Source organism: Microlunatus kandeliicorticis (assembly GCF_014137855.1).
GTDB lineage: Bacteria > Actinomycetota > Actinomycetes > Propionibacteriales > Propionibacteriaceae > Microlunatus > Microlunatus kandeliicorticis.
The window spans coordinates 1-24492 of sequence record NZ_JACGWT010000009.1 but is presented as its reverse complement, the minus strand read 5'-3'; the positions used below and the strand labels follow the sequence as shown (position 1 = coordinate 24492).

General features: G+C 74.2%; 19 protein-coding genes. 13 read left to right on the top strand and 6 right to left on the bottom strand.

Annotated elements, in window-relative coordinates:
- The coding region (locus FHX74_RS19740) for an ABC-2 family transporter protein (RefSeq protein WP_182561948.1) at positions 1-350 on the top strand (350 nt) is incomplete at its 5' end.
- Here FHX74_RS19740 and sepH read toward each other — a convergent pair.
- Positions 270-1973, bottom strand: coding sequence for a septation protein SepH (gene sepH, locus FHX74_RS19735; protein ID WP_328823948.1), 1704 nt, complete (start codon positions 1971-1973; stop codon positions 270-272). The genes FHX74_RS19740 and sepH overlap by 81 nt on opposite strands.
- A gap of 97 nt (positions 1974-2070) precedes the next feature.
- Here sepH and FHX74_RS19730 point away from each other — a divergent pair, with 97 nt between their 5' ends.
- Both FHX74_RS19730 and FHX74_RS19725 read left to right on the top strand, forming a co-directional pair.
- Positions 2071-3480: a sigma 54-interacting transcriptional regulator gene (locus tag FHX74_RS19730; RefSeq protein WP_182560973.1), complete on the top strand. Its 1410-nt coding sequence runs from the start codon at positions 2071-2073 to the stop codon at positions 3478-3480.
- A 10-nt stretch (positions 3481-3490) separates the two neighbouring features.
- Complete coding sequence (locus FHX74_RS19725) at positions 3491-5500, top strand: vWA domain-containing protein (RefSeq protein WP_182560972.1); 2010 nt, start codon at positions 3491-3493, stop codon at positions 5498-5500.
- Between the two features lie 28 nt (positions 5501-5528).
- Here FHX74_RS19725 and FHX74_RS19720 read toward each other — a convergent pair whose 3' ends face one another.
- Positions 5529-7421 carry a hypothetical protein gene (locus tag FHX74_RS19720; RefSeq protein WP_182560971.1) on the bottom strand — a complete coding sequence of 631 codons (1893 nt, stop codon included), beginning with the start codon at positions 7419-7421 and terminating at the stop codon, positions 5529-5531.
- A 144-nt stretch (positions 7422-7565) separates the two neighbouring features.
- On the bottom strand, positions 7566-8807 hold the full coding sequence (locus tag FHX74_RS19715) for an MFS transporter (protein WP_182561946.1): 1242 nt from the start codon (positions 8805-8807) through the stop codon (positions 7566-7568).
- Positions 8808-9083: 276 nt separating this feature from the next.
- Between FHX74_RS19715 and FHX74_RS19710 the strand changes: the two genes are divergently transcribed.
- A complete protein-coding gene (locus FHX74_RS19710; protein ID WP_182561945.1) occupies positions 9084-10181 on the top strand; it encodes an NADH:flavin oxidoreductase/NADH oxidase in 1098 nt (365 codons plus the stop codon).
- Between the two features lie 84 nt (positions 10182-10265).
- On the opposite strand, the gene FHX74_RS19705 is transcribed toward FHX74_RS19710, so the two are convergent.
- Positions 10266-13391 (bottom strand): alpha-mannosidase, encoded by a 3126-nt coding sequence (locus tag FHX74_RS19705; RefSeq protein WP_182561944.1) that lies wholly within the window; start codon positions 13389-13391, stop codon positions 10266-10268.
- A 179-nt stretch (positions 13392-13570) separates the two neighbouring features.
- On the opposite strand from FHX74_RS19705, the gene FHX74_RS19700 reads away from it, so the two are divergent.
- The 8 genes from FHX74_RS19700 (at position 13571) to FHX74_RS19665 (ending at position 21914) form a co-directional block, all read left to right on the top strand.
- Complete coding sequence (locus FHX74_RS19700; protein WP_328823947.1) at positions 13571-14797, top strand: ferrochelatase; 1227 nt, start codon at positions 13571-13573, stop codon at positions 14795-14797.
- Positions 14798-14898: 101 nt separating this feature from the next.
- Positions 14899-16500: an Ig-like domain-containing protein gene (locus tag FHX74_RS19695; RefSeq protein WP_182561943.1), complete on the top strand. Its 1602-nt coding sequence runs from the start codon at positions 14899-14901 to the stop codon at positions 16498-16500.
- Between the two features lie 85 nt (positions 16501-16585).
- A complete protein-coding gene (locus tag FHX74_RS19690) occupies positions 16586-18787 on the top strand; it encodes a S9 family peptidase (RefSeq protein WP_328823946.1) in 2202 nt (733 codons plus the stop codon).
- 195 nt (positions 18788-18982) lie between these two features.
- Positions 18983-19282, top strand: coding sequence for a DUF4193 domain-containing protein (locus tag FHX74_RS19685; RefSeq protein WP_182561942.1), 300 nt, complete (start codon positions 18983-18985; stop codon positions 19280-19282).
- A gap of 220 nt (positions 19283-19502) precedes the next feature.
- Positions 19503-19991 (top strand): DUF3093 domain-containing protein, encoded by a 489-nt coding sequence (locus FHX74_RS19680; protein ID WP_328823945.1) that lies wholly within the window; start codon positions 19503-19505, stop codon positions 19989-19991.
- 71 nt (positions 19992-20062) lie between these two features.
- Positions 20063-20560 carry a dUTP diphosphatase gene (dut, locus tag FHX74_RS19675; protein WP_328823949.1) on the top strand — a complete coding sequence of 166 codons (498 nt, stop codon included), beginning with the start codon at positions 20063-20065 and terminating at the stop codon, positions 20558-20560.
- Entirely contained in the window at positions 20557-21465 is a 909-nt protein-coding gene (locus tag FHX74_RS19670; RefSeq protein ID WP_182561940.1) for a DUF3710 domain-containing protein, read from the top strand. The genes dut and FHX74_RS19670 overlap by 4 nt, the downstream gene beginning before the upstream one ends.
- A 2-nt stretch (positions 21466-21467) precedes the next feature.
- Positions 21468-21914: an OB-fold nucleic acid binding domain-containing protein gene (locus FHX74_RS19665; protein ID WP_235971664.1), complete on the top strand. Its 447-nt coding sequence runs from the start codon at positions 21468-21470 to the stop codon at positions 21912-21914.
- A 9-nt stretch (positions 21915-21923) separates the two neighbouring features.
- On the opposite strand, the gene FHX74_RS19660 is transcribed toward FHX74_RS19665, so the two are convergent.
- Both FHX74_RS19660 and FHX74_RS19655 read right to left on the bottom strand, forming a co-directional pair.
- Positions 21924-22625: a potassium channel family protein gene (locus tag FHX74_RS19660; protein WP_182561939.1), complete on the bottom strand. Its 702-nt coding sequence runs from the start codon at positions 22623-22625 to the stop codon at positions 21924-21926.
- Between the two features lie 28 nt (positions 22626-22653).
- Positions 22654-23301, bottom strand: coding sequence for a potassium channel family protein (locus FHX74_RS19655; protein ID WP_182561949.1), 648 nt, complete (start codon positions 23299-23301; stop codon positions 22654-22656).
- 162 nt (positions 23302-23463) lie between these two features.
- Here FHX74_RS19655 and FHX74_RS19650 point away from each other — a divergent pair.
- Positions 23464-24492 (top strand): APC family permease (locus FHX74_RS19650; protein WP_182561938.1); only part of this gene is annotated, 1029 nt, incomplete at its 3' end.

The window sequence follows — 24492 nt, the reverse complement described above, 5'->3', positions numbered from 1 at the left end:
CGGCCTATCTGGCCTTCTGGTTCAGCTCGGCCGACTTCGTCCACGACCTGGTCCTCGAGGCCTTCACGGCCGGACGATATCCGGTCAGCCTGTTCCCGACCGCGGTGCGGACGCTGATGATCTTCGTCGTCCCGGTCGGGGTGGCCAGCACCTACCCGGTGCAGGCGCTGACCCGCGGCCCGTCGGCCGGACAGGTGGTGATCATGGTCGGGCTGGGGGTGGTCGCGGTACTGGTCACCCGGCTGCACTGGCGGCTGGGCCGTGCGGCGCTACGCCAGCGCGTCGAGCTGAGGACGCCGGGACGACGGCCCCAAACCGGCCTCAGTCGCGCTTGGGTCCGCCGAACATGATCTCGTCCCAGCTCGGCACCTCGGCCCGCTTCTTCTTGCGGGCCGGCTTGGCCGGGGCCGGGGCGGGCACGTCGACCAACGCGTCCTGCTCGAGCCCGTCCGCGGACCGGACGGTGCCGGTGCGCCGCTCCGGTCCCGGCTCGGACGCCGAGTCAGGAACGGCATCAGGAGCGGCACCGGTCGCCCGGTCCTTCGGCGGGTCCTGGAGCTCGGGCGGGATGGTCGCCGGCGCCTGCGGGCTGTCGGGGACCGCGTCCTCGAGGGTCGCGTCGTCGTCGTCCGGGTTCCCGGCCGGGAGCCGGCGGCCAGCTCGGGGCCGGGCCGCGCCTCGTCCTCCCCGGGGTGCGAGGGCTCGGCCTCCACCCCGGGGACCGCCTCGCCCTCCTCCTGGCTGGTGTCGTCCGACGGGTGGTTCTCGACCGGATCGGAGTCGACCAGGGTCGGCTCGGTGCGGGTCCGCACCCGGTGCGGGTCCAGCCCGGCGCCGGTGACGTCGTCGATCAGCTGCTCGCCGCTCTCGGGCTCCGGCTCGACCGGGTAGTTGATCGTCACGCCCGGCTCCCAGCCGAGGTCACCCTCGGTCTCCTCGGCCGCCAGGCCGGGGTAGACCCGGCCGGAGTCCTCGCTGTAGCCGACGCCGCCGAGCATGTCGTAGAGCAGGTCGAGCTCGGAGGCCTCGTCGAGCTGCTCGACCGGAACCCCGTCCTCGGTGTCGGGGGCGGTGTCGGTGTCGGGCGCGGTGTCGGCGGGTGCCGGGCTCGGAGCGCCCTGATCGCCGGCGTCCGGGCTGTCGGTAACCGGTCTGCCGGTGGCCGCGGGGTCCTCGGCGACGACCTCGACCCGGGTGACGGCGACCTCGGTCACCTCGACCACCGGGGCGTCCTGCTGGTCCGCTCCCGCGTCACCCGTGCCGCCGGCGGCGGCCGCGTCGACGGGCCGCTCCTGGATGGCGCGGACCAGCGCGAGCTCGTCGCTCAGCTCGAGCGTCGGCTCGGCGTCCGGGTCCTCCGAGCCGGGACGGCGCGGCTGGCGGCCCGGCTGCGGACCGTGCAGCGGGCTCTGCTCGCCGAGCACCCAGCGGGCCTCGTCGTTGCCGGCCACCGAGAACCGGCCGCGCGGGTCGAAGTGGAACAGCGCCTCCCGGGTGGCCTCACCCGAGGCGTAGCGGGCGGTGACCGCCCAGCGGCCGTCCTCGAGCCGGAAGGAGTCCCAGAGCACGGTCTCGGGGTCGATCGAGCGGGTGCCGAGGCGTTCGGCCACCACCGCCCGCAGCTCGCGGTGTCCCGACCCCTCGCCGCGGCGCCGGGCGGAGCTCCGCTGGGCCTGGGCCGCGACGTGCTCGCGCTCGGCCAGCACCGGGCCGGCGAACGGCTCGATCCGCTCGACCGGGACCCCGGCGGCGCGGGCGACGTCCTCGACCGACTCGCCCGAGCGGATCCGGGTCTGGATCTCGCGCGGTCTCAGTGCACTCTCCATCTCGATGTCCAGCTGCCCCTGTCTCGAATGGCCCGGTCCTGCTGGGCGTGACGTCCTGCTCGGCTCACCGTCGATGGGCCGCTCCCGGCTGCGTCGGGGACGTTCGGGATCGCGGATACCCGGCGTCGCAGCACCCGGTCCGCTCACCGGGACCAACCTACCGGTTCCCGCCCCGACCGCCCCGGAACGGGACGCTCCCACCGCGCCGTCGACCACCTTGCCGTCCGGTCGTAGTGTCGAACAGGTGAGCGAACAGACAGCGACGGCGCCGACGATCAGCACGGTCGGTGAGCTGCGGGCCTCGGGGTGGACGAGCCGGGGCGTCAAGGAGGAGATCCGGGCCAACCTGGTCGACCGGCTGCAGAGCCGCGAGGCCGCGTTCCCCGGCATGGTGGGCTTCGAGGACTCGGTGCTGCCCGAGCTCGAGGCGGCGCTGCTGGCCGGGCACGACCTGGTGCTGCTCGGCGAGCGCGGTCAGGGCAAGACCCGGCTGATGCGGACGGTGGCCCGGCTGCTCGACGAGTGGCAGCCCGAGGTGGCCGGCTGCGAGATCCACGACGACCCGTACGCGCCGGTGTGCCTGCGGTGCCGGGGGCTGGCCGCCGAGCTCGGCGAGGACCTCCCGGTGTCCTGGCGGCACCGCGACGACCGCTACACCGAGAAGCTCGCCACCCCCGACACCAGCGTCGGCGACCTGGTCGGCGACGTCGACCCGGTCAAGGTGGCGCAGGGCCGCACCCTCGGCGACCCCGAGACCGTCCACTACGGGCTGGTGCCGCGGACCAACCGCGGGCTGTTCGGGCTCAACGAGCTCCCCGACCTGGCCGAGCGGATCCAGGTCGCGCTGTTCAACGTCCTCGAGGAGCGCGACATCCAGGTCCGCGGCTACTCGCTGCGGCTGCCGCTCGACCTGCTGCTGATCGCCACCGCCAACCCGGAGGACTACACCAACCGGGGCCGGATCATCACCCCGCTCAAGGACCGGTTCGGCGCGGAGATCCGCACCCACTACCTCGACGACGTCCACGACGAGGTCGCACTGCTGGCCCAGGAGGCGGAGCTGGTCGCCGAGGTCGGCGACCACCTGCTCGAGGTGCTGGCCCGGTTCACCCGCGGCCTGCGGGACAGCTCGGCGGTCGACCAGCGCTCGGGCGTGTCGGCCCGGTTCGCCATCGCCGCAGCCGAGGGCGTCGCCGGGTCGGCGCTGCGCCGGGCCGCCCGGACCGGGGAGTTCCTCTCCGCCCCGGTGGCCCGGGTCTGCGACCTGCCCCAGGTGATCCCGACCCTGCTCGGCAAGATCGAGTTCGAGATGGGCGAGGAGGGACGCGAGCGCGCGGTGCTCGACCACCTGCTGCGGGTGGCCGAGGCCGAGGTGTTCCGCGACCGGCTCGGCGGGCTCGACCTGTCCGGGTTCACCGCGGTGTTCGGCGACGGCGCGGTGGTGGAGACCGGCGACCTGGTCACCGCCTCCGACCTGCTCCGCCAGCTCGGAACGGTGCCCGGTCTGTCCAAGGTGCTCGACCGGCTCGGCTACGGCGACGACGCCGGCCCCGGCCAGGTCGCCGCGGCCGCCGAGTTCGTCCTCGAGGGCCTCTACCTCACCCGACGGATCGACAAGGACACCGTCGGCGGCCGGACCGTCTACGGCGCCTGAGGCGGAACCGATGGCCTACGAACACCGTGACCGCGGTTACCGCTACGGCCCGTGGTCCGGTGGTCCGGACCCGCTGGCCGCGCCGCTGGACGTCCGCGACGCGATGGACCAGCTCGGTCGCGACATGCTCGCTTCGGGCAACCTCGGCGAGGCGCTCCGCGATCTGCTGCGCAACGGCGCCGACGGCCGCCAGGGCCTCGACCAGCTGGCCGAGCGGATCCGGCGGATGCGGCAGCAGGCCCGGCGCCGCGGCAACCTCGGCTCGACCCTCGACCAGGTGCGGGCGGCGCTCGACCAGGCGCTGGCCGCCGAGCGGGAGACGCTGGCCGGCGAGGAGGGCCCGGACGCCCGGCTGGCCGAGATGGAGCTGGCCACCCTGCCCGACGACGTCGCCGGCGCGGTCCGCGGGCTCGACTCCTACCCGTGGCACTCGCCCGAGGCGAAGCAGATCTACGACTCGATCCAGCAGATGCTCCAGCGCGAGGTGCTGGACGCCCAGTTCAAGGGCCTGAAGCAGGCGCTGGAGAACCCCGGCTCGGCCGAGAACCAGGCCGCGATGCAGCGGGTCAAGGACATGATGTCCGACCTCAACGCGCTGCTCGCCGCGCACGCGCGGCAGGAGGACACCACCGACCAGTTCCGCGAGTTCATGGACAAGCACGGGGAGTTCTTCCCCGACGACCCCCAGGACGTCGACGAGCTGATCGACAGCCTGGCCCGGCAGCAGGCCGCCGCCCAGCGGATGATGAACAGCCTGAGCCCCGATCAGCGCGAACAGCTCGGCCAGCTGATGAGCCAGGCGCTGAGCGACGTCGACCTGGCCTCCGAGATGGCCCAGCTGGCCGACAACCTGCGGGCGCTGCGGCCCGGGCTCGACCGGCAGTCGCCGACCGGGATGGGCAGCCAGCCCGGCCAGGGCGAGCCGATGGGCTACTCCGACGCGGTCAACGCGGTCGCCGACCTCGCCGACCTCGAGGCGCTGGAGGACCAGCTGTCGCAGAGCGGGGTCGGCTCGACCCTCGACGACGTCGACGTCGAGGCGCTCGAACGCCACCTGGGCTCCGGCGCGGTCCGTGACTTCACCGCGCTGCGCGACCTCGAGCGCGAGCTCGAGCGGCAGGGCTACCTGCGTCGTGACGAGGACGGCATGCGGCTGACCCCGAAGGCCGTCCGGCGGCTGGGGGAGTCGGCGCTGCGCCGGGTGTTCTCCCAGCTCGAGGCGCGCGGACACGGCGACCACGACGACCGGCGCACCGGGTCGGCCGACGAGGCGACCGGGCTGACCCGGCCGTGGACGTTCGGCGACGAGCTGCCGATCGACGTCCCGCGGACCGTCCACAACGCCCTGCAGCGGCGGTCCTCGGCCGGGCTGGCGCCCGGGTCGGCCGGCGGCACGGTGACCCTCGAGGTCGACGACTTCGAGGTGACCGAGACCGAACGCCGCACCTCGGCGGCGGTCGCGCTGTGCGTGGACCTGTCGAACTCGATGTTCTTCGACGGTCGCTGGGGCCCGATGAAGCAGACCGCGCTCGCGCTGTCGCACCTGGTGGCCACCCGGTTCCGACAGGACGAGCTGCAGATCATCGGGTTCGGTCGGGCCGCCCACCGGCTCAGCGCCGTCGAGCTGGCCGAGGTCGAGCCGAGCTGGGTGCAGGGCACCAACCTGCAGCACGCGCTGATGCTGGCCGCCCGGCACCTGCGGCGGCACCCGGACGCCGAGCCGGTGGTGCTGGTGGTCACCGACGGCGAACCGACCGCGCACCTGCTCGACGACGGCACGCCGTTCTTCCACTGGCCGGTGACCGCCGAGACCGTCCGGGCCACCGTCGGCCAGGTCGACGAGCTGGCCCGCTACGGCGCCACGATCAACACCTTCATGCTCGGCGAGGACCCCGGGCTGGCCCGGTTCGTCGACGCGATGGCGCGCCGGGTCGGCGGCCGGGTGTTCACCCCCGACATCGGCCGGCTCGGCGAGTACGTGGTCGCGGACTACCTGCGGGCACGGCGCGGGCGACGCTGACCGCCGGCGCGCGAGGTCGTCGGACGGATCACCGCTCGGCCGGCGGCGGGTCGACCACCCACGGCCCGCAGCCGGACAGCGGTCGGGCCCGGCGCTCGGCGACCAGGGCGGCGACCCGGCGCACCGCGGTCGGGCGGAGCGCCGCGACCGCCGCGGCGGAGGCCACGTCGCGCCGGACGTAGTCCTGGCCGGGGACGATCGCCCGGTAGTCCCGGCGGAGACGCGGGTCGGACCGCAGCCCGGCGTCCCACGGCCGGTGCAGGTGCAGGAAGGTCGGCCGCACCACGCCGAACACCTGCTCGGCCACCGCGGCGGTGTCGCCGCGGCCCCGGTCGCGGGCGATCACCCGGTCGGTCAAGCCGGCCAGGTCGACCACCCGCAGCCGGCTGACCAGCAGCACCCCGCCGATGTCCGGCACCACCAGCGTCCCGGTGCGGACGCCCAGCCGGTCGGCGTACAGGTCGAACAACCGGCCGTACCGGTCGGCCACGAAGCAGCCCGAGATCGTCGGCGTCCGGGCGAAGGCGTCGAGGCGGCGCGCGTCGTCGGCCACGGCCGCGCCGGCCAGCAGCGCGGCGACCACGGCGAGGACGACCGCGGTCGCCGGCCCGCGGCGTCCGGGCCACCGAGCCCCGCGCGGCGCCGGCGACTCCCGGCCGGACACCGGCGACGCGACCGCGACCCCGGCACCGACGGCCAGCACGCCGAGCAGCGCCGAGCCGAGCACCGTCGCCGGAGTGGCGAACCGGTACTCGGGCATCCAGTCGGGACGCAGCACCGCGAACCCGGCACCGCCCAGCGCCGCGCAGACCAGCAGCGGTGCCGCCGCCGTCGCCGTCGCGGCTGACTGTGTCACCGGACGGGCGGCCCGGGTCCGCGCAACCAGCAGCACCGCCGTGGAGAGCGCGGCGAGCAGCACCAGCGGCAGCCCGGCCGCCGACACCAGGCCGGCGGCCCGGGCCGGCACGCCGAGGTCGAGCCCGCCCTGGCTCTTGGCCACCGCGGTGTTCGGCACCCACAGCCCGAAGGTCGCGTGCCGGGCCAGCAGCAGCGCCCCGGCCGGCAGCGCGAAGGCCGCGACGCCGAACGCTCCGGGCGGGAGAGCGCGACGCAGCGCGGACCGGAGCCGGCCCCGGCCGCGGGGTGCCGCGCCGACCGCGACGACCAGCAGGGTGAGCGGGTGGGCGGCGGCGAAGACCAGCCCGTCGGGACGCGTGGCGGCCAGGCCGAGCGCGAGCAGCCCGGCGAGCGTCGCGGTGCGGAGCGCGAACAGCCGCCCGCGGGCCCGCGCGGTGCCGAGCAGCGCGGCGAGCGCCGCCGCCAGCAGGCCGTAGAGCGGGTTCTCCAGTCCGCTGCCGGTCCAGATCACGTAGGCAGGGGAGAGCGCCAGGGCGAGCCCGGCCACCAGGGTGGCGGTCGCCGTCCGCCGGGGCCCGCCCAGCACCGACCGGGCGGTGGCCCGGATGGCGAGCAGGGTGAGCACGAAGGCGACCACCGCCAGCGCGCGCACCACCAGCACCGTGTCCTCGACGCCGGCCAGCCGGTGGCCGCGGTCGAACACGCCGAGCAGCCGCAGCCCGGCCAGCAGCAGCGTCCAGGTCGGGTTGGAGAACCCCTCGACCGCCGCGGCCCCCGGCTGCTGGGCGAAGCCGCCGCCCTCGCTGAGCGTCCGGGCGTAGCCGAACGAGATCAGCGCGTCGTCGACCAGCCAGTGGCCGAGCCGGGCCAGTCGGCTCAGGTAGACGAGCACCGGCAGCGCCAGCGCGAGGACCCCGAGCACGACCCCGGCCGGGTTCCGGCGCGCCGAGCGCGGGGTGGCCCCGGGCCGCGTCGGAGCGACGGCCGCGGTGTCGTTGACCGCGGGGCCCTCGGCCCCGGTTCGCCGAGGTGCGGTGCGCTCGGTTGCGGCGGCCAGGCTCACGCGGCTCCTCGGGGTCGGGGCCCGCCGGACGGGCGCGAAGGCGCCGACGCTCGCCGGCGGACCGAACGCTAGGGACGGGTCGTGAACACCCGCAGAACAGCGGTTGTCGTGTCGGGGACGGGTGAGCCGGCGCTCGGGCGACGCTCAGGACGGCTCGGGCTCGGGAGCGACGGCCGGCTCGTCGGCCGACGGCCGGCCGGCCGCCGGCACGCTCAGCGAACCGGCGACCAGCACCACCCCGGCCAGGGCGAGCGCGACGAAGGCACCGAACGCGTGCCACACGTCGACGGTGCGCCCGACCACCGCGCCGCCGACCGCGATCCCGGCGGCCAGCCCGGTCTGGGTCCAGCCGAGCGCCTCGGTCAGCCGGCTGGCCGGGACGCCGCCCTGGACCACCGCGACCGAGGCGATCAGCGTCGGCGCGATCGCGAACCCGCTGAGCACCAGCACCACGCCCATCACCCACGGCGAGACCCCGGGCCAGGACAGGAACGGCAGCGGAGCCAGACTGACGGCGAGCGCGAGGGTGCCGATCCGGAACCGCCGCCCGGGCGGCGCCTTCCAGGCGATGCCGCCGGTGACCGCGCCGGCCACCAGCGACCCGAGCGCCCAGGCCATGGTGAACAGGCCGGTGCCGGACAGGATCCCGCGCTCGCCGGCGTAGGCGACGATCGCCACCTCCATCCCGCCGAACACCACCCCGAGGGCGAGGCAGCAGACCACCACCGGGGCCAGCCGGCGGCCGGGCAGCCGCTCGCGCAGCTCGTCGGCCCCGACCTGGTGCACCGGTGGCTCGGTGCGGCGCTGGGAGGCCAGCCAGACGCTGCCGCCCAGGGTGAGCGCGGCGGCGATGACCAACCCGAGCGCCGGATGCACGGTGGTGCAGGCGAAGGTGACCAGCAGCGGGCCGGTGATGAAGATCAGCTCGTCCACCACCGCCTCGAGGGCGAACGCGACGTCGCGCTGCGCCGGATCGGACAACCGGTGCGCCCACCGGGCCCGGACCGCGTTCCCGGCCTGGCTGATCCCCGTCCCGGAGAGCACCGCCGCGGCCAGCGTGGTCCACAGCGGCCAGCGCTCGAGCACGGTGACGATCAGCACCCCGGCGCCCAGGGTGAACAGCAGCGCGGTCAGCACCAGCACCCGGGCCTGCCCGATCCGGTCGATGCTCCGGCCCCAGAACGGGGTGATCGCGGCGCCGGTCAGGGTGGCCGCCGCGGTGACCAGGCCGGCCCGGGTGAACGACCCGGTGACGATCGAGATCAGCAGCACCGTGCTGAGCCCGGTCATCGAGATCTGCATCCGGCCGAGCAGCCCGGCGGTGCTGAACCAGCGGGCGGCGGGATCGGCGAGCAGCCGGCCGTAGCCGCCGAGCCCCTCGCTCATCGGTCCCCGCTCCTCCTCGCCGTCACCGGCTCCACCGTCGGTGCTCCACCGTTCGGTGCTCCACCGTTCGGTGCTCCACCGTTCGGTGCTCCACCGTTCGGTGCTCCACCGTTCGGTGCTCCACCGTTCGGTGCTCCACCGTTCGGTGCTGGGCCATGATCACTCACCCGGAGCCGCCGGCGGGCCAGCCCCGACCGGCTGCGGCCGTGATCAAGGCCACCCCGCCGATCCGCGGCCGGGCGGAAGAACCGTCGGACGCGAGCGGTTGGCCCAGAGGTGAGCACGCTCTTCGAACCGATCCGACTCCGCGACCTGACCGTCCGCAACCGCGTCTGGCTGGCCCCCATGTGCCAGTACAGCGTCGAGCGCCGCGACGGCGTCCCCACCGACTGGCACCTGGTGCACCTCGGGGCCCGGGCCCAGGGCGGCTTCGGCCTGATCATCACCGAGGCCACCGCGGTCACCCCCGAGGGCCGGATCAGCCCGGAGGACACCGGGCTGTGGAACGAGACCCAGGAGCGGGCCTGGGCCCGGATCGTCGACTTCGCCCACCGCCAGGGCGCAGCGGTCGGCGTCCAGCTCGCGCACGCGGGGCGGAAGGGCTCCACCTACCGCGGGTTCCCCGGGGAGCCACGCGGCAGCGTCGGCCCCGACGACGGCGGCTGGCCGACCGTCTCGGCCAGCGACCAGGCCTACCCCGGGCTGGCCGCGCCGACCGCGCTCACCGCCGACGGGATCGCGGAGCTGGTCCGGGCCTTCGCCGACGCGGCCGTCCGGGCCGACCGGGCCGGCTTCGACGTGGTCGAGCTGCACGCCGCGCACGGCTATCTGGTGCACGAGTTCCTCAGCCCGCTGTCCAACCACCGCGACGACGCCTGGGGCGGCGACTTCACCGGCCGGACCCGGTTCCTCCGCGAGGTCGTCACCGCGGTCCGCGCGGTCTGGCCCGCCGGCAAGCCGCTGCTGGTCCGGCTGTCGGCCACCGACTGGGTCGACGGCGGCTGGGACGCCGACCAGACCGTCCGGCTCTCGCGTGAGCTCGCCGCGCTCGGCGTCGACCTGGTCGACACCTCGAGCGGCGGCAACGCCCCGGCCGAGATCCCGGTCGAGCCGGGCTACCAGGTGCCGTTCGCGCGCCGGGTCCGCCAGGAGGCCGGGCTCCCGTCGGGGGCGGTCGGGTTGCTGGTCGAGCCACAGCAGGCCGAGAAGGTGCTGGCCGAGGGCGACGCCGACGTGGTGCTGCTGGCCCGGGCCGCGCTCCGCGAGCCGTCCTGGCCGCAGCGGGCCGCCGCGGAGCTCGGGGTCGACCCCGAGGAGGTGCCCTACCCGGCCGCCTACCTCCGCGGCCGCTGGGAGGACGCGCCGCAGGTCTGAGCGTGACCCTGGAACGACGAGACGGGCCGCACCCCGCGGGGTGCGGCCCGTCCGCCGTTCAGCGCTGCGCGCCGGGATCCGCCGTCAGCGGGCGACCCGCAGCGTGACGATCTGGAACGGGCGCAGCGCCACCTCGGCGTAGCCGGAGCCGGCCTCGACCAACCCGCCGGGCCGGTCGGAGGACTGTGCCAGCGGACGCTCGAGCAGGTCGACCTCGGTGACCGTGCCGGTGACCGCGCCGAACTCGACCCGGCCGCGGGCGCGACCGCCGAGCGACTCGTAGAGCCGCACCACCAGGTCGCCGCTGCGGTCGTCGGCCAGCTTGACCGCCTCGACCACCAGCGCGCCGGCCCCGCCGGGCTCGGTCACGCTGACCAGGGCCGGGACCTCCGCCGCCCCCGGCTGGGAACGCTCGGGCAGGTTGAGGTCGTAGCCGGCCTCGATCGCGCCGGACACGTCCGGGCTGACCACCAGCCGGGCGGCCACCGTGTGGACGTCCTGGTCGGTGCGCGGGTCGGGGAACCGGGGGCCGCGGACGATCGACTGCCGCAGCACCGTGTAGCTGGTGCCCTCCGGGCCCTGGTGCCGCGACACGTCGTGGCCGTAGGTGGAGTTGTTGGCCAGCCCGACTCCGAAGCCGGTCTCGCCGACGTGGATCCAGCGGTGCGCGCAGACCTCGAACCGGGCGTTGTCCCAGGAGGTGTTCTCGTGGGTCGGCCGGTAGTGGTGGCCGTACTGGGTCTCGAAGGCGGCCCGGTCGGTGTGCAGCTCGACCGGGAAGGCCAGCTTGAGCAGCCGGTCCTGCTCGTGCCAGTCCACCGTGGTGACCACGTCGACCCCCGGTGCGTCGGGTGCGACGGTCAGGGTCTGCTCGACCGTCGACGGCTGCTTCGGGTCGCCGAAGCTCCGCTTGACGGTGACCACCGCCGCGCCGTCGACCACCGCGGTGCTGACGCTGTCGACGTCGGTCAGGTCGGTGACGGTGTTCTTGTAGAACTGGTCGATGTCCCAGGCGTCCCAGTTGTTCGGGAAGTCCTGGTGCAGCTGGAGCAGGTTGCCGGTCTGGCCGGCCGGGACGACCTCGCGCCCGGTGGCCCGGTCGACCAGCGAGGTGATCAGGCCCCGGTCGTCGACCGTGACGGTGATCCGCGCGTTCTCGATCACCGTGCCGGCGCCGCCCTCGCGGACCTCGACGCCCTCGGTGCGCGCCGGGACCGGGGCCGCGGACAGGCCGGCCAGCCCGTGCCGGGGGAACGGCGAGCCGTTGAACACGGTGCTGCCCGCCGACCCGCCGTCGGCGCCCGCGCCGGCGAAGTGGCCGACCAGCGCCTGCTGCGCGGCGTCGATCAGGCCGCCGAGCTCGACCGCGATCGCCGCGTACTGCTCACGGGCCTCACGGTGCACCCAGGCGATCGAGCTGCCCGGCAGGATGTCGTGGAACTGGTTGAGCAGGACGTTGCGCCAGATCCGGTCGAGGTCCTCGTGCGGGTACGGGTGCCCGGCCAGCACGGAGGCGGCCGCCGACCACTGCTCGGCCTCGCGGAGCAGGTGCTCGCTGCGCCGGTTGCCCTGCTTGGTCTTGGCCTGGCTGGTGTAGGTGCCGCGGTGGATCTCGAGGTAGAGCTCGCCCTTCCAGACCGGGGCGTTGGTGTACTCGGCCTCGACGTCGGCGAAGAACTCGCGCGGGGAGCGGAGCACCACCTTGGGGGAGCCCTCGAGGTCGGCGGTCCGCTTGGCCCGGGCCAGCATCTCGCGGGTGGGACCACCACCGCCGTCGCCGAACCCGAACGGGGCCAGCGAGTGCGAGCTGGCGCCCTTGTCGCGGAAGTTGCCCACCGCGTAGCCGAGCTCGCGACCCGACAGGTCGGAGTTGTAGGTGTCGACCGGCGGGAAGTGGGTGAGCACCCGGGTGCCGTCGATGCCCTCCCACATGAAGGTGTGGTGCGGGAACTTGTTGACCAGGTTCCAGGAGATCTTCTGGGTCAGGAAGTACTTGGCGCCGGCCAGCTTGACGATCTGCGGCAGCCCGGCCGAGTAGCCGAAGCTGTCGGGCAGCCAGACCTCCTCGCAGATCGAGCCGAACTCCTCGGCGAAGAACCGCTGGCCGTAGGTCAGCTGGCGGGCCATCGCCTCCGAGCCGACCATGTTGGTGTCGGACTCGACCCACATGCCGCCGACCGGGACGTAGCGGCCGTCGGCGACGGCCTTGCGGACGCCCTCGAACACCTCGGGCCGGTGCTCCTTGATCCAGGCGTACTGCTGGGCCGAGGACATCGCGAAGACGTGCTCGGGGAACTCGGCCAGCAGGTTGAGCTGGTTGGCCGCGGTCCGGGCCACCTTGCGGACGGTCTCGCGGGTCGGCCACAGCCAGGCGGAGTCGATGTGCGCGTGACCGGTGGCGGTGATGGTGTGCGCGCTGGCGGTGGCCGGACGGGCCAGCACGGGGGCGAGCACCTCGCGGGCGGCCGCGGCCGAGCCGACCACGTCGTGCAGCGAGACGACGTCGAGGGCCCGCTCGAGCGCGAGCCGGATGTCCGCCCGGCGCGGGTCCGACTCGGGCAGCGCGGTGGCCAGCTGGTCGAGCACGTCGATGTCCATCGCGAGCTCCCAGAGCTCGGCGGCGAACAGGTTCACGTCGGCCCGGGTCACCGTGTAGAGCGGCTTCGGGGCGGCGGTGCGCTTGTCGCCGAGCTCGGTCCCCAGGTAGGGCGCCGGGTTGCCGATGATCGGGTTCGCCGCGGCCTCGACGTAGAGGTCGATCGCGGTGCCCGGCTCGACCGGGATCCAGGTGTTCATCGGGTTCAGCGCCTTGATCACGCTGCCGTCGGCCCGGTAGACCAGGCCCTCGCACTGGAAGCCGGGGGAGCGCTGGCTCCAGCCGAGCTCGAGCACGATCTCCAGCCGCCCGCCGGCGACGTCCCCGAGCTCGTCGGCGGACGGCGCGGTGCCGGTGACGTGGAACCAGGTGGTGCCCCACGCCGGGCCCCACGACTCGCCGATGCTGAACGGGGTGTACTCCGCGCGCTGCGCGGAGCCGGGGAGCGCCGCCGACGGCGGGACCGGCTCGCCCTGACCGGTGGTGTCGGTGCCGTCGGTGACGTGCCAGGCCTCGAGGGCGAGGTCGGCCAGCGGGGTGTGGATGGCCGGGGTGATCCGCTCTTTCAGCACCCGCCGGACCCGGCTGGCGATCTCGCTGGAGTGGTCGTGCATGCAGTGTCCTGTTCTGGGTCGTCCTGCGGCTGGATTCCGGACAGCGCGCCAGGACGTCAGCACGGCCCCGGGCGATGTGGACACGACTCTATGACCAGCGTCCGGCCTTACTCCACCGGGTGGAGCAATGGTCGTGAGTGCGCGCGTCCGGGCCTTGCCGGATCGGAGAAGATCGGACCGTGACCGACCACGCCACGCCCACCGCACCGTCCTCCGTCCAGCCCGGCCTGGAGCCCTACGACGCCCTCGTGCTGGTCTCGTTCGGCGGCCCCGAGGCCCCCGACCAGGTGGTGCCGTTCCTGCAGAACGTCACCCGCGGCCGCGGCATCCCCGAGGAGCGGCTCCGCGAGGTGGGTCAGCACTACTACGAGTTCGGCGGCCGCAGCCCGATCAACGACCAGTGCCGCGCGCTGCTCGCCGCGCTCCGCACCGAGCTCGACACCCGCGGCCTCGACCTGCCGGTCTACTGGGGCAACCGCAACTGGGAGCCCTATCTCGGCGACACGTTCCGGCAGCTGGTCGCCGACGGGCACCGCCGGGTGCTCGCGGTGATCACCAGCGCCTACCCGTCCTACTCGTCGTGCCGGCAGTACCGGGAGAACCTCTGGGACGCCGTCGACGGGCTCGAGGTCGAGGTCGACCGGTTGCGCCACTACAGCCCCGACCCCGGCTTCGTGGCGGCGAACACCCGTGCGGTGCTCGCCGCGGTCGGCGAGCTCGAGGACCCGGCCGACGGTGGCGGTGCGGGTGGGCCGGAGCCCGCGCGGCTGGTCTTCGTCACCCACTCGGTCCCCACCGCGATGGCGGAGGGCTCGGGCCCGCCGCCACGGAGCGAGGCCGGCGGTTACGTCGACTGGCACCGGGCGGTCGCCGACGAGATCACCCGCCGGGTCTCCGCGGAGACCGGCCGGGAGCACCGGGGTGACCTCGTCTTCTGCTCGCGGTCCGGGCCGCCCAGCCAGCCGTGGCTCGAGCCGGACGTCAACGACCACCTGCGGGCGCTGGCCGCCGAGGGGGTGACCCGGGTCGTGCTGTCGCCGATCGGCTTCATCAGCGACCACATGGAGGTGATCTACGACCTGGACACGGAGGCGATGGAGACGGCCGGCGAGCTCGGGCTGCACTGCGTCCGGGCGGCCACCGCCGGGACCGACCACGACTTCGTCGCCGGTCTGGTCGACCTCGCGCTCGAGCGGGCCGCGGTCGCCCGGGACGAGCCGGTCGAGCCGGTGGTGATCCCCGGTGGACGGGTCGGGCCCTACCGGTGCGTGCCGGGGTGCTGCCCGAACCTCCGGGATCCCGACCGGCCGGCGCTGTGCGGGCAGGACAGCCCGGCGCGGGCGGGGTCGCTCCGGAGCCGGCGAGGCGCCGGTCGCGCGCTGAGGGGTCGCGAACGACCTGAATAAATCTCGGAAAGAAAGTAGCGGCACCCTCAGCGGTGACGCGACCCGAGTGCGCTCCGGGGATGTGAGGCTGACGCCACCCCCGACACCCCCGGAGTCCGACCATGATCAACTCGCGCACCCCCTCGACGCGCCGACCGCGTCTGCTCGCCCTGCTCGTCCTGCCCGCGGTGACCGCGGTCTGCTCGCTGCCCGGCCTCACGGCGACGGCGGCACCCGGTGCCATCGGCGCGTCCGCCCGGACGCCGGCTGCTGCGGTGAAGCTGGGCGCGGATCGCTTCACCACCGTGGATCGCGGCCGGCACCCCTACGCTGCACCGCTGGTGATCACCGACCGCCAGCTGCTGGCCAACGACCGGGCCACGAAGGGCGGGCTCCGGGTCACGACCATGATCACCGGCAAGTCCGCGCACGGCACGGTGCGCCGCGCCAAGGGCAGCACCACCTACATGCCCACCCGCAACTTCACCGGCACCGCGCGGTTCTCCTACCGGGCCTGCGCCGGTTCCGGTCGCAATGCGGTGTGCGCAACCCAGTCGGTCACGATCAGCGTTCTCGCCGACCGGGCACCGGTGTTCACGGCGTTCCGGGTCGCCGGACGCGAGGACCAGGCGGTCGCCGTGGTGCTCCGGGCCACCGACCCGGACCGCGACCGGGTCAGCTTCCGGGTGACCTCCGGTCCCGGGCACGGCCGGGCCGGTGCGGTCTCGACGACGGCCGGCAGCCGGTCCGGCACCCAGACCGCCCGGCTCACCTACACCCCGGCGCGGAACTGGAACGGCCGTGACCGCTTCACGGTCCGGGTCTCCGACGGCCGGATGACCCGGAGCGCCGTGGTGAGCGTCGACGTGGCCGCGGTCAACGACGCGCCGACGGCCCGACCCGACAGCTTCGACGTGCACGCCGGCGACCTGCTGACGCTCGACGCCACCGACCTGACCGGCAACGACGGCGTCGGCCCCGGCGACGAGGACGACCAGAGCCTCACCGTGACCCGCCTCGTCCCCGGAGCCGAGACCCACGGGACGCTGAGCCTGGCCGACGACACGATCAGCTACCGGCCGGCGGCCGGGTTCGAGGGCACCGCGCGGTTCGGCTACGTCGTCTGCGACGACGGCACCACCGCCGGTCGGGCCGACGCCCGCTGCGCCACCGGTACCGTCACCGTCGCGGTCACCGACCGGACGCCGGTGGCCGAGGGCGTCCGCGTCTCCACCGACCTGCTCGGGACGGCCCAGATCCACCTGGCCGGCTCCGACCCCGACGGCGACGCGCTCACCTGGAACGTCACCGCGCCGAGCCAGGGCACCCTGAGCGGACAGGCGCCGGACCTGACCTACCAGGCCGCGCTCGGCCAGACCGGCACGGTCACCTTCACCTACACGGTCAGCGACGGCGTCCGGACCTCGGCGCCAGCCACCGTGACGATCGAGCCCGGCGCCGGGCTGCCGACCACCCTCCCGACCACCCTGCCGACCGGTCTGCCCACCGACCCGTCCGGCGGGCTCCCGACGAGCCAGCCGACCGACCCGTCCGGCGGACTCCCGACCGGCCTGCCCTCGGTGCTCCCGACCAGCCTCCCTTCGATCCTCCCGACCAGCCTCCCCACCGTGCTCCCGACCGGCCTGCCCACGGTGGGCGGTACGGGCGGCGGTGACCTCGGCGGCACCGTCGGCGGGATCGTGGGCGGCCTGAGCGGTCGCTGAGCGCCGGCTGACCGCGGGGACGTCACCACCGCGGGGCGGTCGGCCCGGACCGACCGCCCCCACCGGCCCGACCTAGGGTGGCCGGGTGGCGGAGAACCCTCGCGAGACCAGCACCGACCAGTCCGACAGCAGCCCGACCGGCACGCCTGCGGTGTCGCCGTGGCACGACCTCGAGAGCTACATCGCCGTCCCGCGGATGCAGAACCTGGTGCTCTCCCCGGACGGGCGCACGCTGCTGGTGTCGGTGTCCACCCTCGACGCCGAGCGGACCGGCTACGTCAGCTCGTGGTGGCGGGTCGACCCCGAGGGCCGGGATCGCGCCCGGCGCCACACCCGCTCGACCGAGGGCGAGTCGACGGCGGCCTTCACCCGGGACGGCAGCCTGCTGTTCACCTCCGCGCGGCCGACGCCGCCGGCGCCGCAGCAGCCCGAGCGTCCGGGTCCCGAGCCGGACGCTCCCGGCGAGGAGGCCAGCAAGGACACGAGCAGGGACACGAGCAAGGACACGAGCAAGGACGCTGGGGGAGAGACCGACCCCAAGGTGCTCTGGTGCCTGCCGGCCGGAGGCGGTGAGGCCTACCCGCTGGCCCGGCGCGACGGCGGCTGGCAGGGCATCGCCACCGCCCGCGAGGCCGACGTCGCCGTGCTGGCCGCCGGCTACCACGTCGGCACCAGCACCGAGGCCGAGGACCGGGCCAAGCGTGCGCTGCGCAAGAAGCGCAAGGTCAACGCGATCCTCCACGACGGCTACCCGGTGCGCTTCTGGGACCACGACCTCGACGTCACCGACACCCGGCTGTTCGCGGTCGACCTCACCCGCGACACCACCGGGACCGACCTGGCCCCGGACACCGGGGCCTTCACCGACGTGACGCCCGGTCCGGTCCGCGGGATCGGCGCGGTCGAGGCGGTCGCCGTTGACGGCAGTGTCGCGGTGGTCGGCCAGAGCCGCCCGCTGGCCCGGGGCCGCCGCCAGGAGGTGCTGGTCGAGATCGACCTGCGCACCGGCGAGCACCGCGACGTGGCCGCCGAGGACGGCTACGGGTTCGGCTCGGCCGTGCTGAGCGACGACGGACGCTGGCTGGTCACCAGCCGGCAGCGCGACACCACCCCCGAGCGTGCCCCGGAGGTCGACCTCTGGCTGGTCGACCGGAGCACCGGCGAGGGCCGGGTGCTCGCCGGTGACTGGGACCGCTGGGCCGAGCCGGTCGCGTTCTCCCCCGACGGCAGCACCGTCTACGCCACCGCCGACGAGGACCAGCGCTCGCCGATCTTCGCGGTCGACGTGGCCACCGGGGACGTCCGTCGGCTCACCGGGGACGGCGCCTTCGGGTCGGTCCGCCGGTCGCCCGACGGCTCCACCCTGTACGCGCTCCGCACCTCCTACACCGACCCGGGCACCGTGGTCGCGGTCTCGGTCGCTGACGGCACGCTCACCGAGCTGCCCGGCCCGGTCGACCACCCGGAGCTGCCGGGCGACCTGGTCGAGGTCGAGACCACCACAGCCGACGGCGTCCGGGTGCGCGGGCTGCTGGCCCGGCCCGCCGGGACCTCGGCCGAGCACCCCGCGCCGCTCGCGCTCTGGATCCACGGCGGCCCGCTCGGCTCGTGGAACAGCTGGTCGTGGCGCTGGTGCCCGTGGCTGCTGGTCGCCCAGGGCTGGGCGGTGCTGCTGCCCGACCCGGCCCTGTCCACCGGCTACGGCCAGGAGTTCGTCCAGCGGGGCTGGGGCCGCTGGGGCGCCGAGCCGTACACCGACCTGATGGCCATCACCGACGCGGTCGAGGCCCGCGCCGACATCGCCGACGGCCAGAGCGTGGCCATGGGCGGCTCGTTCGGCGGCTACATGGCCAACTGGGTGGCCGGGCACACCGACCGTTTCCGGGCCATCGTCACCCACGCCAGCCTGTGGAACCTGACCTCCTTCGGCCCCACCACCGACGCCGCCTACTACTGGAACCAGGAGATGACGCCGGAGATGATGGCGGCGAACAGCCCGCACGCGTTCGCCGACGCCATCGGCACCCCGATGCTGGTGATCCACGGCGACAAGGACTACCGGGTGCCGATCTCGGAGGGCCTGGCGCTGTGGTGGGCGCTGGTGAGCGGGTTCGACGGGCCGCCGGAGGACCTGCCGCACAAGTTCCTCTACTTCCCCGACGAGAACCACTGGGTGCTCACGCCGCAGCACGCGATCGTCTGGTACGAGACCGTGCTGGCCTTCCTCGAGCAGCACCGCCGCGGGGCGGCGAACGCCGGGAATTTCGTGCGGCCGCAGACGTTGTAGGTGTGCTCCCTGCGGGGGTTGTGCCGGTGTGGTAAGCATTGCGCTCGGATTCAGGCGGTTCTGTCGCCCCGGGCCCGCGACGCGCGGGTCGGGATGCGACGGTGCGGGGCCAGGTCTGCAGCCGGCGACCTCACGGGCGAGCGCGCCGAAACACTGAAGTGAGCCGGGACCGCACAGCGGTCCGGAAGGACGGACATGGCGACCGATTACGACGCCCCACGCAAGACCGACGAGGAGCTGAGCGAAGACAGCATCGAGGAGCTCAAGACCCGTCGCAACGACAAGAACTCGGGCAAGGTCGACGAGGACGAGGCCGAGGCGGCCGAGTCCTTCGAGCTCCCCGGAGCCGACCTCTCCCACGAGGAGCTGACCGTCCGGGTCCTGCCCCGGCAGTCCGACGAGTTCACCTGCGCCGGGTGCTTCCTGGTGCGCCACCGCAGCCAGATCGCCGAGGAGAAGAACGGCATGGCCTACTGCGTGGACTGCGCCGGCTGAGCCGACGCGACCTCGAGCAGCGGACCAGGACGGGACCACAGCGATCAGCGACCACCCGACCGCGGGGGAGACCCCGCACGACGACCAGACCCGGGACCCCGGCACCCGCCAGGGCCCGGGTCGAGCCGTCTCTGCCCCCGACCACCCCCGGCACCCCCAACACCCCGACGATGCTGAGGGCCAGGTCACCGCTGAGCGCCCGGCCTTCGCCGAACGCCCGGTGTTCGCGGAGAAGCTGTGGGTGCCCTGGGTGTGGTGGCTCATGGCCGGGCTGTTCGCGGGCACGCTGTTCCTGGCCGTCGCCTTCTACCTCGGCACGGCCGCCGGGCTGGTCGCGTTCGGCGCGATCGCCGTGGTGGTCGTGCCGGTCTTCGCCGCCTACGGCAGCGCCGAGCTGCTCACCCTGCCCGACGTCTTCCAGGCCGGCCGGGCCCGGCTGGAGTGGCGCCACGTCGGCGCGGTGCGCGCGCTGACCGCGGAGGAGACCCGGCTGCGGCGGGGCCGTGACGCCGACGCCCGGGCCTGGCTGCTGGTCCGCCCCTGGCTGTCCCGGGCGGTCGAGATCACGGTCGACGACGCCGACGACCCGGCGCCGTACTGGCTGGTCGGCACCCGCCGGCCGCGGGCGCTGGCCGAGGCGCTGAGCGCGTACGCAGCCGGGCCGTCGTCCCACGGCGTCGAGGACGGTTCCCGGCCCTCGCTCGGGTAGATTCACCCCTCGTGCCCGGTGACCTGGAGATCGCGACCGCGGAGCCCGGACCGGGCCCCGCGGACCTCGACGTGACCCTGCTCCGGCTCGACGACGGCGTCCCGGTGCCCTCCTACGCGCACCCCGGCGACGCGGGCGCGGACCTGTGCACCACCGAGGACGTCGTGCTCGCCCCCGGCGAGCGCCGACTGGTCGGCACCGGGGTCGCGATCGCGCTCCCGGACGGCTTCGCCGGCTTCGTCCACCCGCGCTCCGGGCTGGCCGCCCGGCACGGGCTGAGCATCGTCAACGCGCCCGGCACGGTCGACGCCGGCTACCGCGGCGAGATCCGGGTCTGTCTGGTCAACCTCGACCCGCACGAGCCGGTGCGGCTCTCCCGGGGCGACCGGATCGCGCAGCTGGTCGTCCAGCCGGTGCTCCGGGCCCGGTTCGTCCCCGCCGACGCGCTGCCGGGTTCGGTCCGCGGCACCGGCGGGCACGGGTCCACCGGCGGCTGGGCCGCCCCGGAGCCGAGCGCTCCCGCAGCCACCGTCACCCCACACGCCTCCACCAGTCAGGAGCCCTCATGATCTTCGGACGCAAGAAGCGTCAGGCCGACACCGAGCCGACCAGCGCCGACGCGGCTGAGCCGGTCGAGACCGCGGCCGCCCCGGTCACCGACGACGCCGCCGACACCGACGACACCGGCACCGCTGCCGACACCGACACCACCGCGGACACCGACGCGGACGACAGCGACGGTGCCGCGACCACCCGCGGCGCGCAGGCCACCGAGGTCGCCGGGACCGACGAGCAGGGCGAGGACCCCGAGGCCGAGGAGCTGGACGTCGAGGAGCTCGACGCCCAGGACTGGCGCACCGACGGCCCGTGGGACGCCAGTGAGGTCGACCCCGAGCAGCTCGAGGTCGGCGCCGACCTGCCCCGGATCGATCTCGGCAGCGTCATCCTCACCGGCGTGGAGGGGATGGAGCTCCAGCTCCAGGTCGCCGAGGACACCCAGCAGATCGTCTCGGCGATGATGGTGCTCAACGAGCAGGTGACCGTCGACGACGAGGTGCACGAGCTCAACTCGGCGCTCGAGGTGGCCGCGTTCGCCGCGCCGCGCAGCCCGGGGTTCTGGTCCGAGATCCGCGAGGAGATCCTCGAGGGCGCCCAGGAGGCCGGCGGCTCGGCCGGGCTGACCGCCGGCCCGTTCGGGGTCGAGGTGCGCCGGATGATGCTGCTCGAGACCCCCGAGGGAGAGCAGGGCTACCAGCCGTCGCGGATGTGGGTGGTCGAGGGGCCGCGGTGGATCCTCCGCGGGGTGGTCTACGGTCACGGCGCGCTCGAGGGCGTGCCCGGCGACCACGTCGAGCACATCGCCGACGTGTTCCGCCAGATCGTCGTCCGGCGCGGCGACGACCCGATGGCGCCGGGTGACTTGCTCCCGCTCCGGTTGCCGGAGAACATGGTGGAAGAACCGAACGAGGAGTGACGATGGCTTCGCTCGATCCCACCGCGACGACGCGGGGGCCCGGTCAGCCGGGCCGGGACGGCCGCCCGGCCGACCCGCCCCGGGGCAACTTCTTCACCCGTGCGCTGCGCAAGCTGGCCTCCTCGAACGAGGAGCTCGAGTCCGAGGACCTGCAGCGCACCGTCCGCGAGACCGGGTCCCGGCCCATCCAGGACTGCACCGACCGCGAGCGGGTCGACCTGGTCGGCACCATCAAGACGGTGACCATCCACCCGCGCGCCGGCAGCCCGGCGCTGACGGTGGAGATGCGCGACGGGTCCGGCACGGTCAACCTGGTCTGGCTCGGCCGGCGCCGGATCCCCGGCATCGACCCGGGCCGGACGATCGCGGTCTCGGGCCGGATCAGCTGCTGCAACGGGCAGCGGGTGCTCTACAACCCCAAGTACGAGCTGCGCGACCAGGCGTCCTGACCCGGTGGGTCAGAGGGTCTCGGGGGTGCGCTGCACCACCCGGCCCGGCTCGCCGCGCGGCGACAGCAGCTCGGCCAGCTCGTCCTCGTAGGACTGGGCGGTGATGAACAGCAGCTCGTCGCCCGCCTCGAGCGCACCGTCGACCTCCGGGGCCCGCGAGTGCCCGTCGCGGATGATCGCCACCAGCACCACGTCGCCGGGCCACTCCATGTCGCCGATCCGCTGACCGACGCACGGGCTGTCCTGCGGCAGCGTCATCTCGACCAGGTTGGCCTCGCCCTCGCGGAAGGTCAGCAGCCGGACCAGGTCGCCGACCGAGACCGCCTCCTCGACCAGCGCGGACATCAGCCGCGGCGTCGAGACCGCGATGTCGACGCCCCAGTCGGCGTTGAAGAGCCACTCGTTCTTCGGGTGGTTGACCCGGGCCACCGTGCGCGGCACGCCGAATTCGGTCTTGGCCAGCAGCGAGGTCACCAGGTTGGCCTTGTCGTCGCCGGTGGCCGCGATGGCCACGTCGCAGGAGTCGATGCCAGCCTCCTCGAGCGAGCTGAGCTCGCAGGCGTCGGCGAGCAGCCACTCCGCGTCCGGCAGCGTGTCGGCCTTGATCGCCCGCGGGTCGTGGTCGATCAACAGGATCTCGTGGCCGTTCTCGAGCAGCTCGGCGGCGATCGAGCGGCCGACGTTGCCGGCGCCGGCGATGGAGACGCGCATGGTGGGTGCCTTCCTCACTCGTTCCGGGTCACTCGGCGGGCGGGGGAGCGTTGAGCACGTCCTCCACCACGCTGACCCGGCTGTTCTCGACCGCGGCGAAGATCAGGTCGCCGTCCTGGAAGATCGTGGTGTCGCGGGGCACCATGCCCTGCCCGAGGCGGAAGACGAACGCGACCCGGGTCTCGGCGGCCTCCTCGATCCGCTTGATGCTGCGGCCGACCCATCCCGGGTGGACGTGCACCTCGACCAGCCGGACCGCGCCCGAGGGGTCGCGCCAGGCCGGCTCCGAGCCCGCCGGCAGCAGCCGGCGCATCACCTGGTCGGCGGTCCAGCGCACGGTGGCCACGGTGGGGATGCCGAGCCGCTCGTAGACCTCGGCCCGGCCCGGGTCGTAGATCCGGGCGACGACGTTCTGGACGCCGAACTGCTCGCGGACCACCCGGGCGGACAGGATGTTGGAGTTGTCACCGCTGGACACCGCGGCGAAGGCGTCGGCCTTGTCGATCCCGGCCTCCACCAGCACCTCGCGGTCGAACCCGACGCCCTTGACCGTCTGCCCGTCGAAGTCCGGCCCGAGCCGGCGGAACGCCTCGACGTTGACGTCGATCACCGCGACCGTGTGGCCGCGCTTCTCGAGGCCGCGGGCCAGGGTCGAGCCGACCCGGCCGCAGCCCATGATCACGATGTGCACTCGGGCCCTCCTGGGGCGGTCGGCGGGCGGTCCTCGGGCGGTTCCCACATCACGGCTCCCGGCCGCGGGCGGCCGGTGGGGCGACGCTACTACGGGGCGACGGCCGTTGTCCTTCGCGCGTCCTCGCGCGGGCTAGAGTTTCGGCTCGTGAGCCTGTCCGACGCGGCGAAGCGACTGCTGATCGGTCGCAAGCTGCGGAGCGCCCAGCTGGGCGAGACGCTGCTGCCCAAGCGGATCGCCCTCCCGGTCTTCGCCTCGGACGCGCTCAGCTCGGTGGCCTACGCCCCCGACGAGATCCTGCTGACCCTGTCGCTGGCCGGCGCAGCCGGGTTCGCCTTCAGCTGGAAGATCGCCATCGCCGTCGCGGTGGTGATGCTGGTGGTCGTCGCCTCCTACCGGCAGAACGTCCACGCCTACCCCTCCGGCGGCGGGGACTACGAGGTGGCCACGGTCAACCTCGGGCCGAACGCCGGGCTGACCGTGGCCAGCGCGCTGCTGGTCGACTACGTGCTCACGGTGGCCGTCTCGATCAGCTCGGGGGTGCAGAACGCCAAGGCGGTGCTGCCGTTCATCGACGGCCACGAGGCGCTGATCGCCTCGGTCGCGGTGCTGATCTTGATGGCGCTCAACCTCCGCGGCGTCCGCGAGTCGGGCACGCTGTTCGCCATCCCGACCTACTGCTTCATGGCCGGCGTGCTGCTGATGACCGGCTGGGGGCTGTTCCGGATCTTCGTGCTCGGCGACCAGGTGACCGCCGACAGCGCCAAGTACGGGGTGCAGGGCGACCCGCGCTACACCGCGATGACCGGCTTCTTCATGGTCGCGCTGCTGGCGCGGACGTTCTCGTCGGGCTGTGCGGCCCTGACCGGGGTCGAGGCCATCTCCAACGGCGTCCCGGCCTTCAAGAAGCCGAAGAGCAAGAACGCCGCCACCACCCTGCTGCTGCTCGGCGTGGTGGCCATCACCATGCTGCTCGGCGTCATCACCCTGGCCAACCTGACCGGGCTCAAGCTGGTCGACGCGCCCTACTCGCACTACACGCTCGACGGCCGCCGGGTCGACGTGGTCGAGCAGACCGCGATCGGCCAGCTCGCGCACGCGGTGTTCTCCGGCTTCACCCCGGGCGTGATCTTCGTGGTCGCCGCCACCGCGGTGATCCTGTTCCTGGCCGCCAAT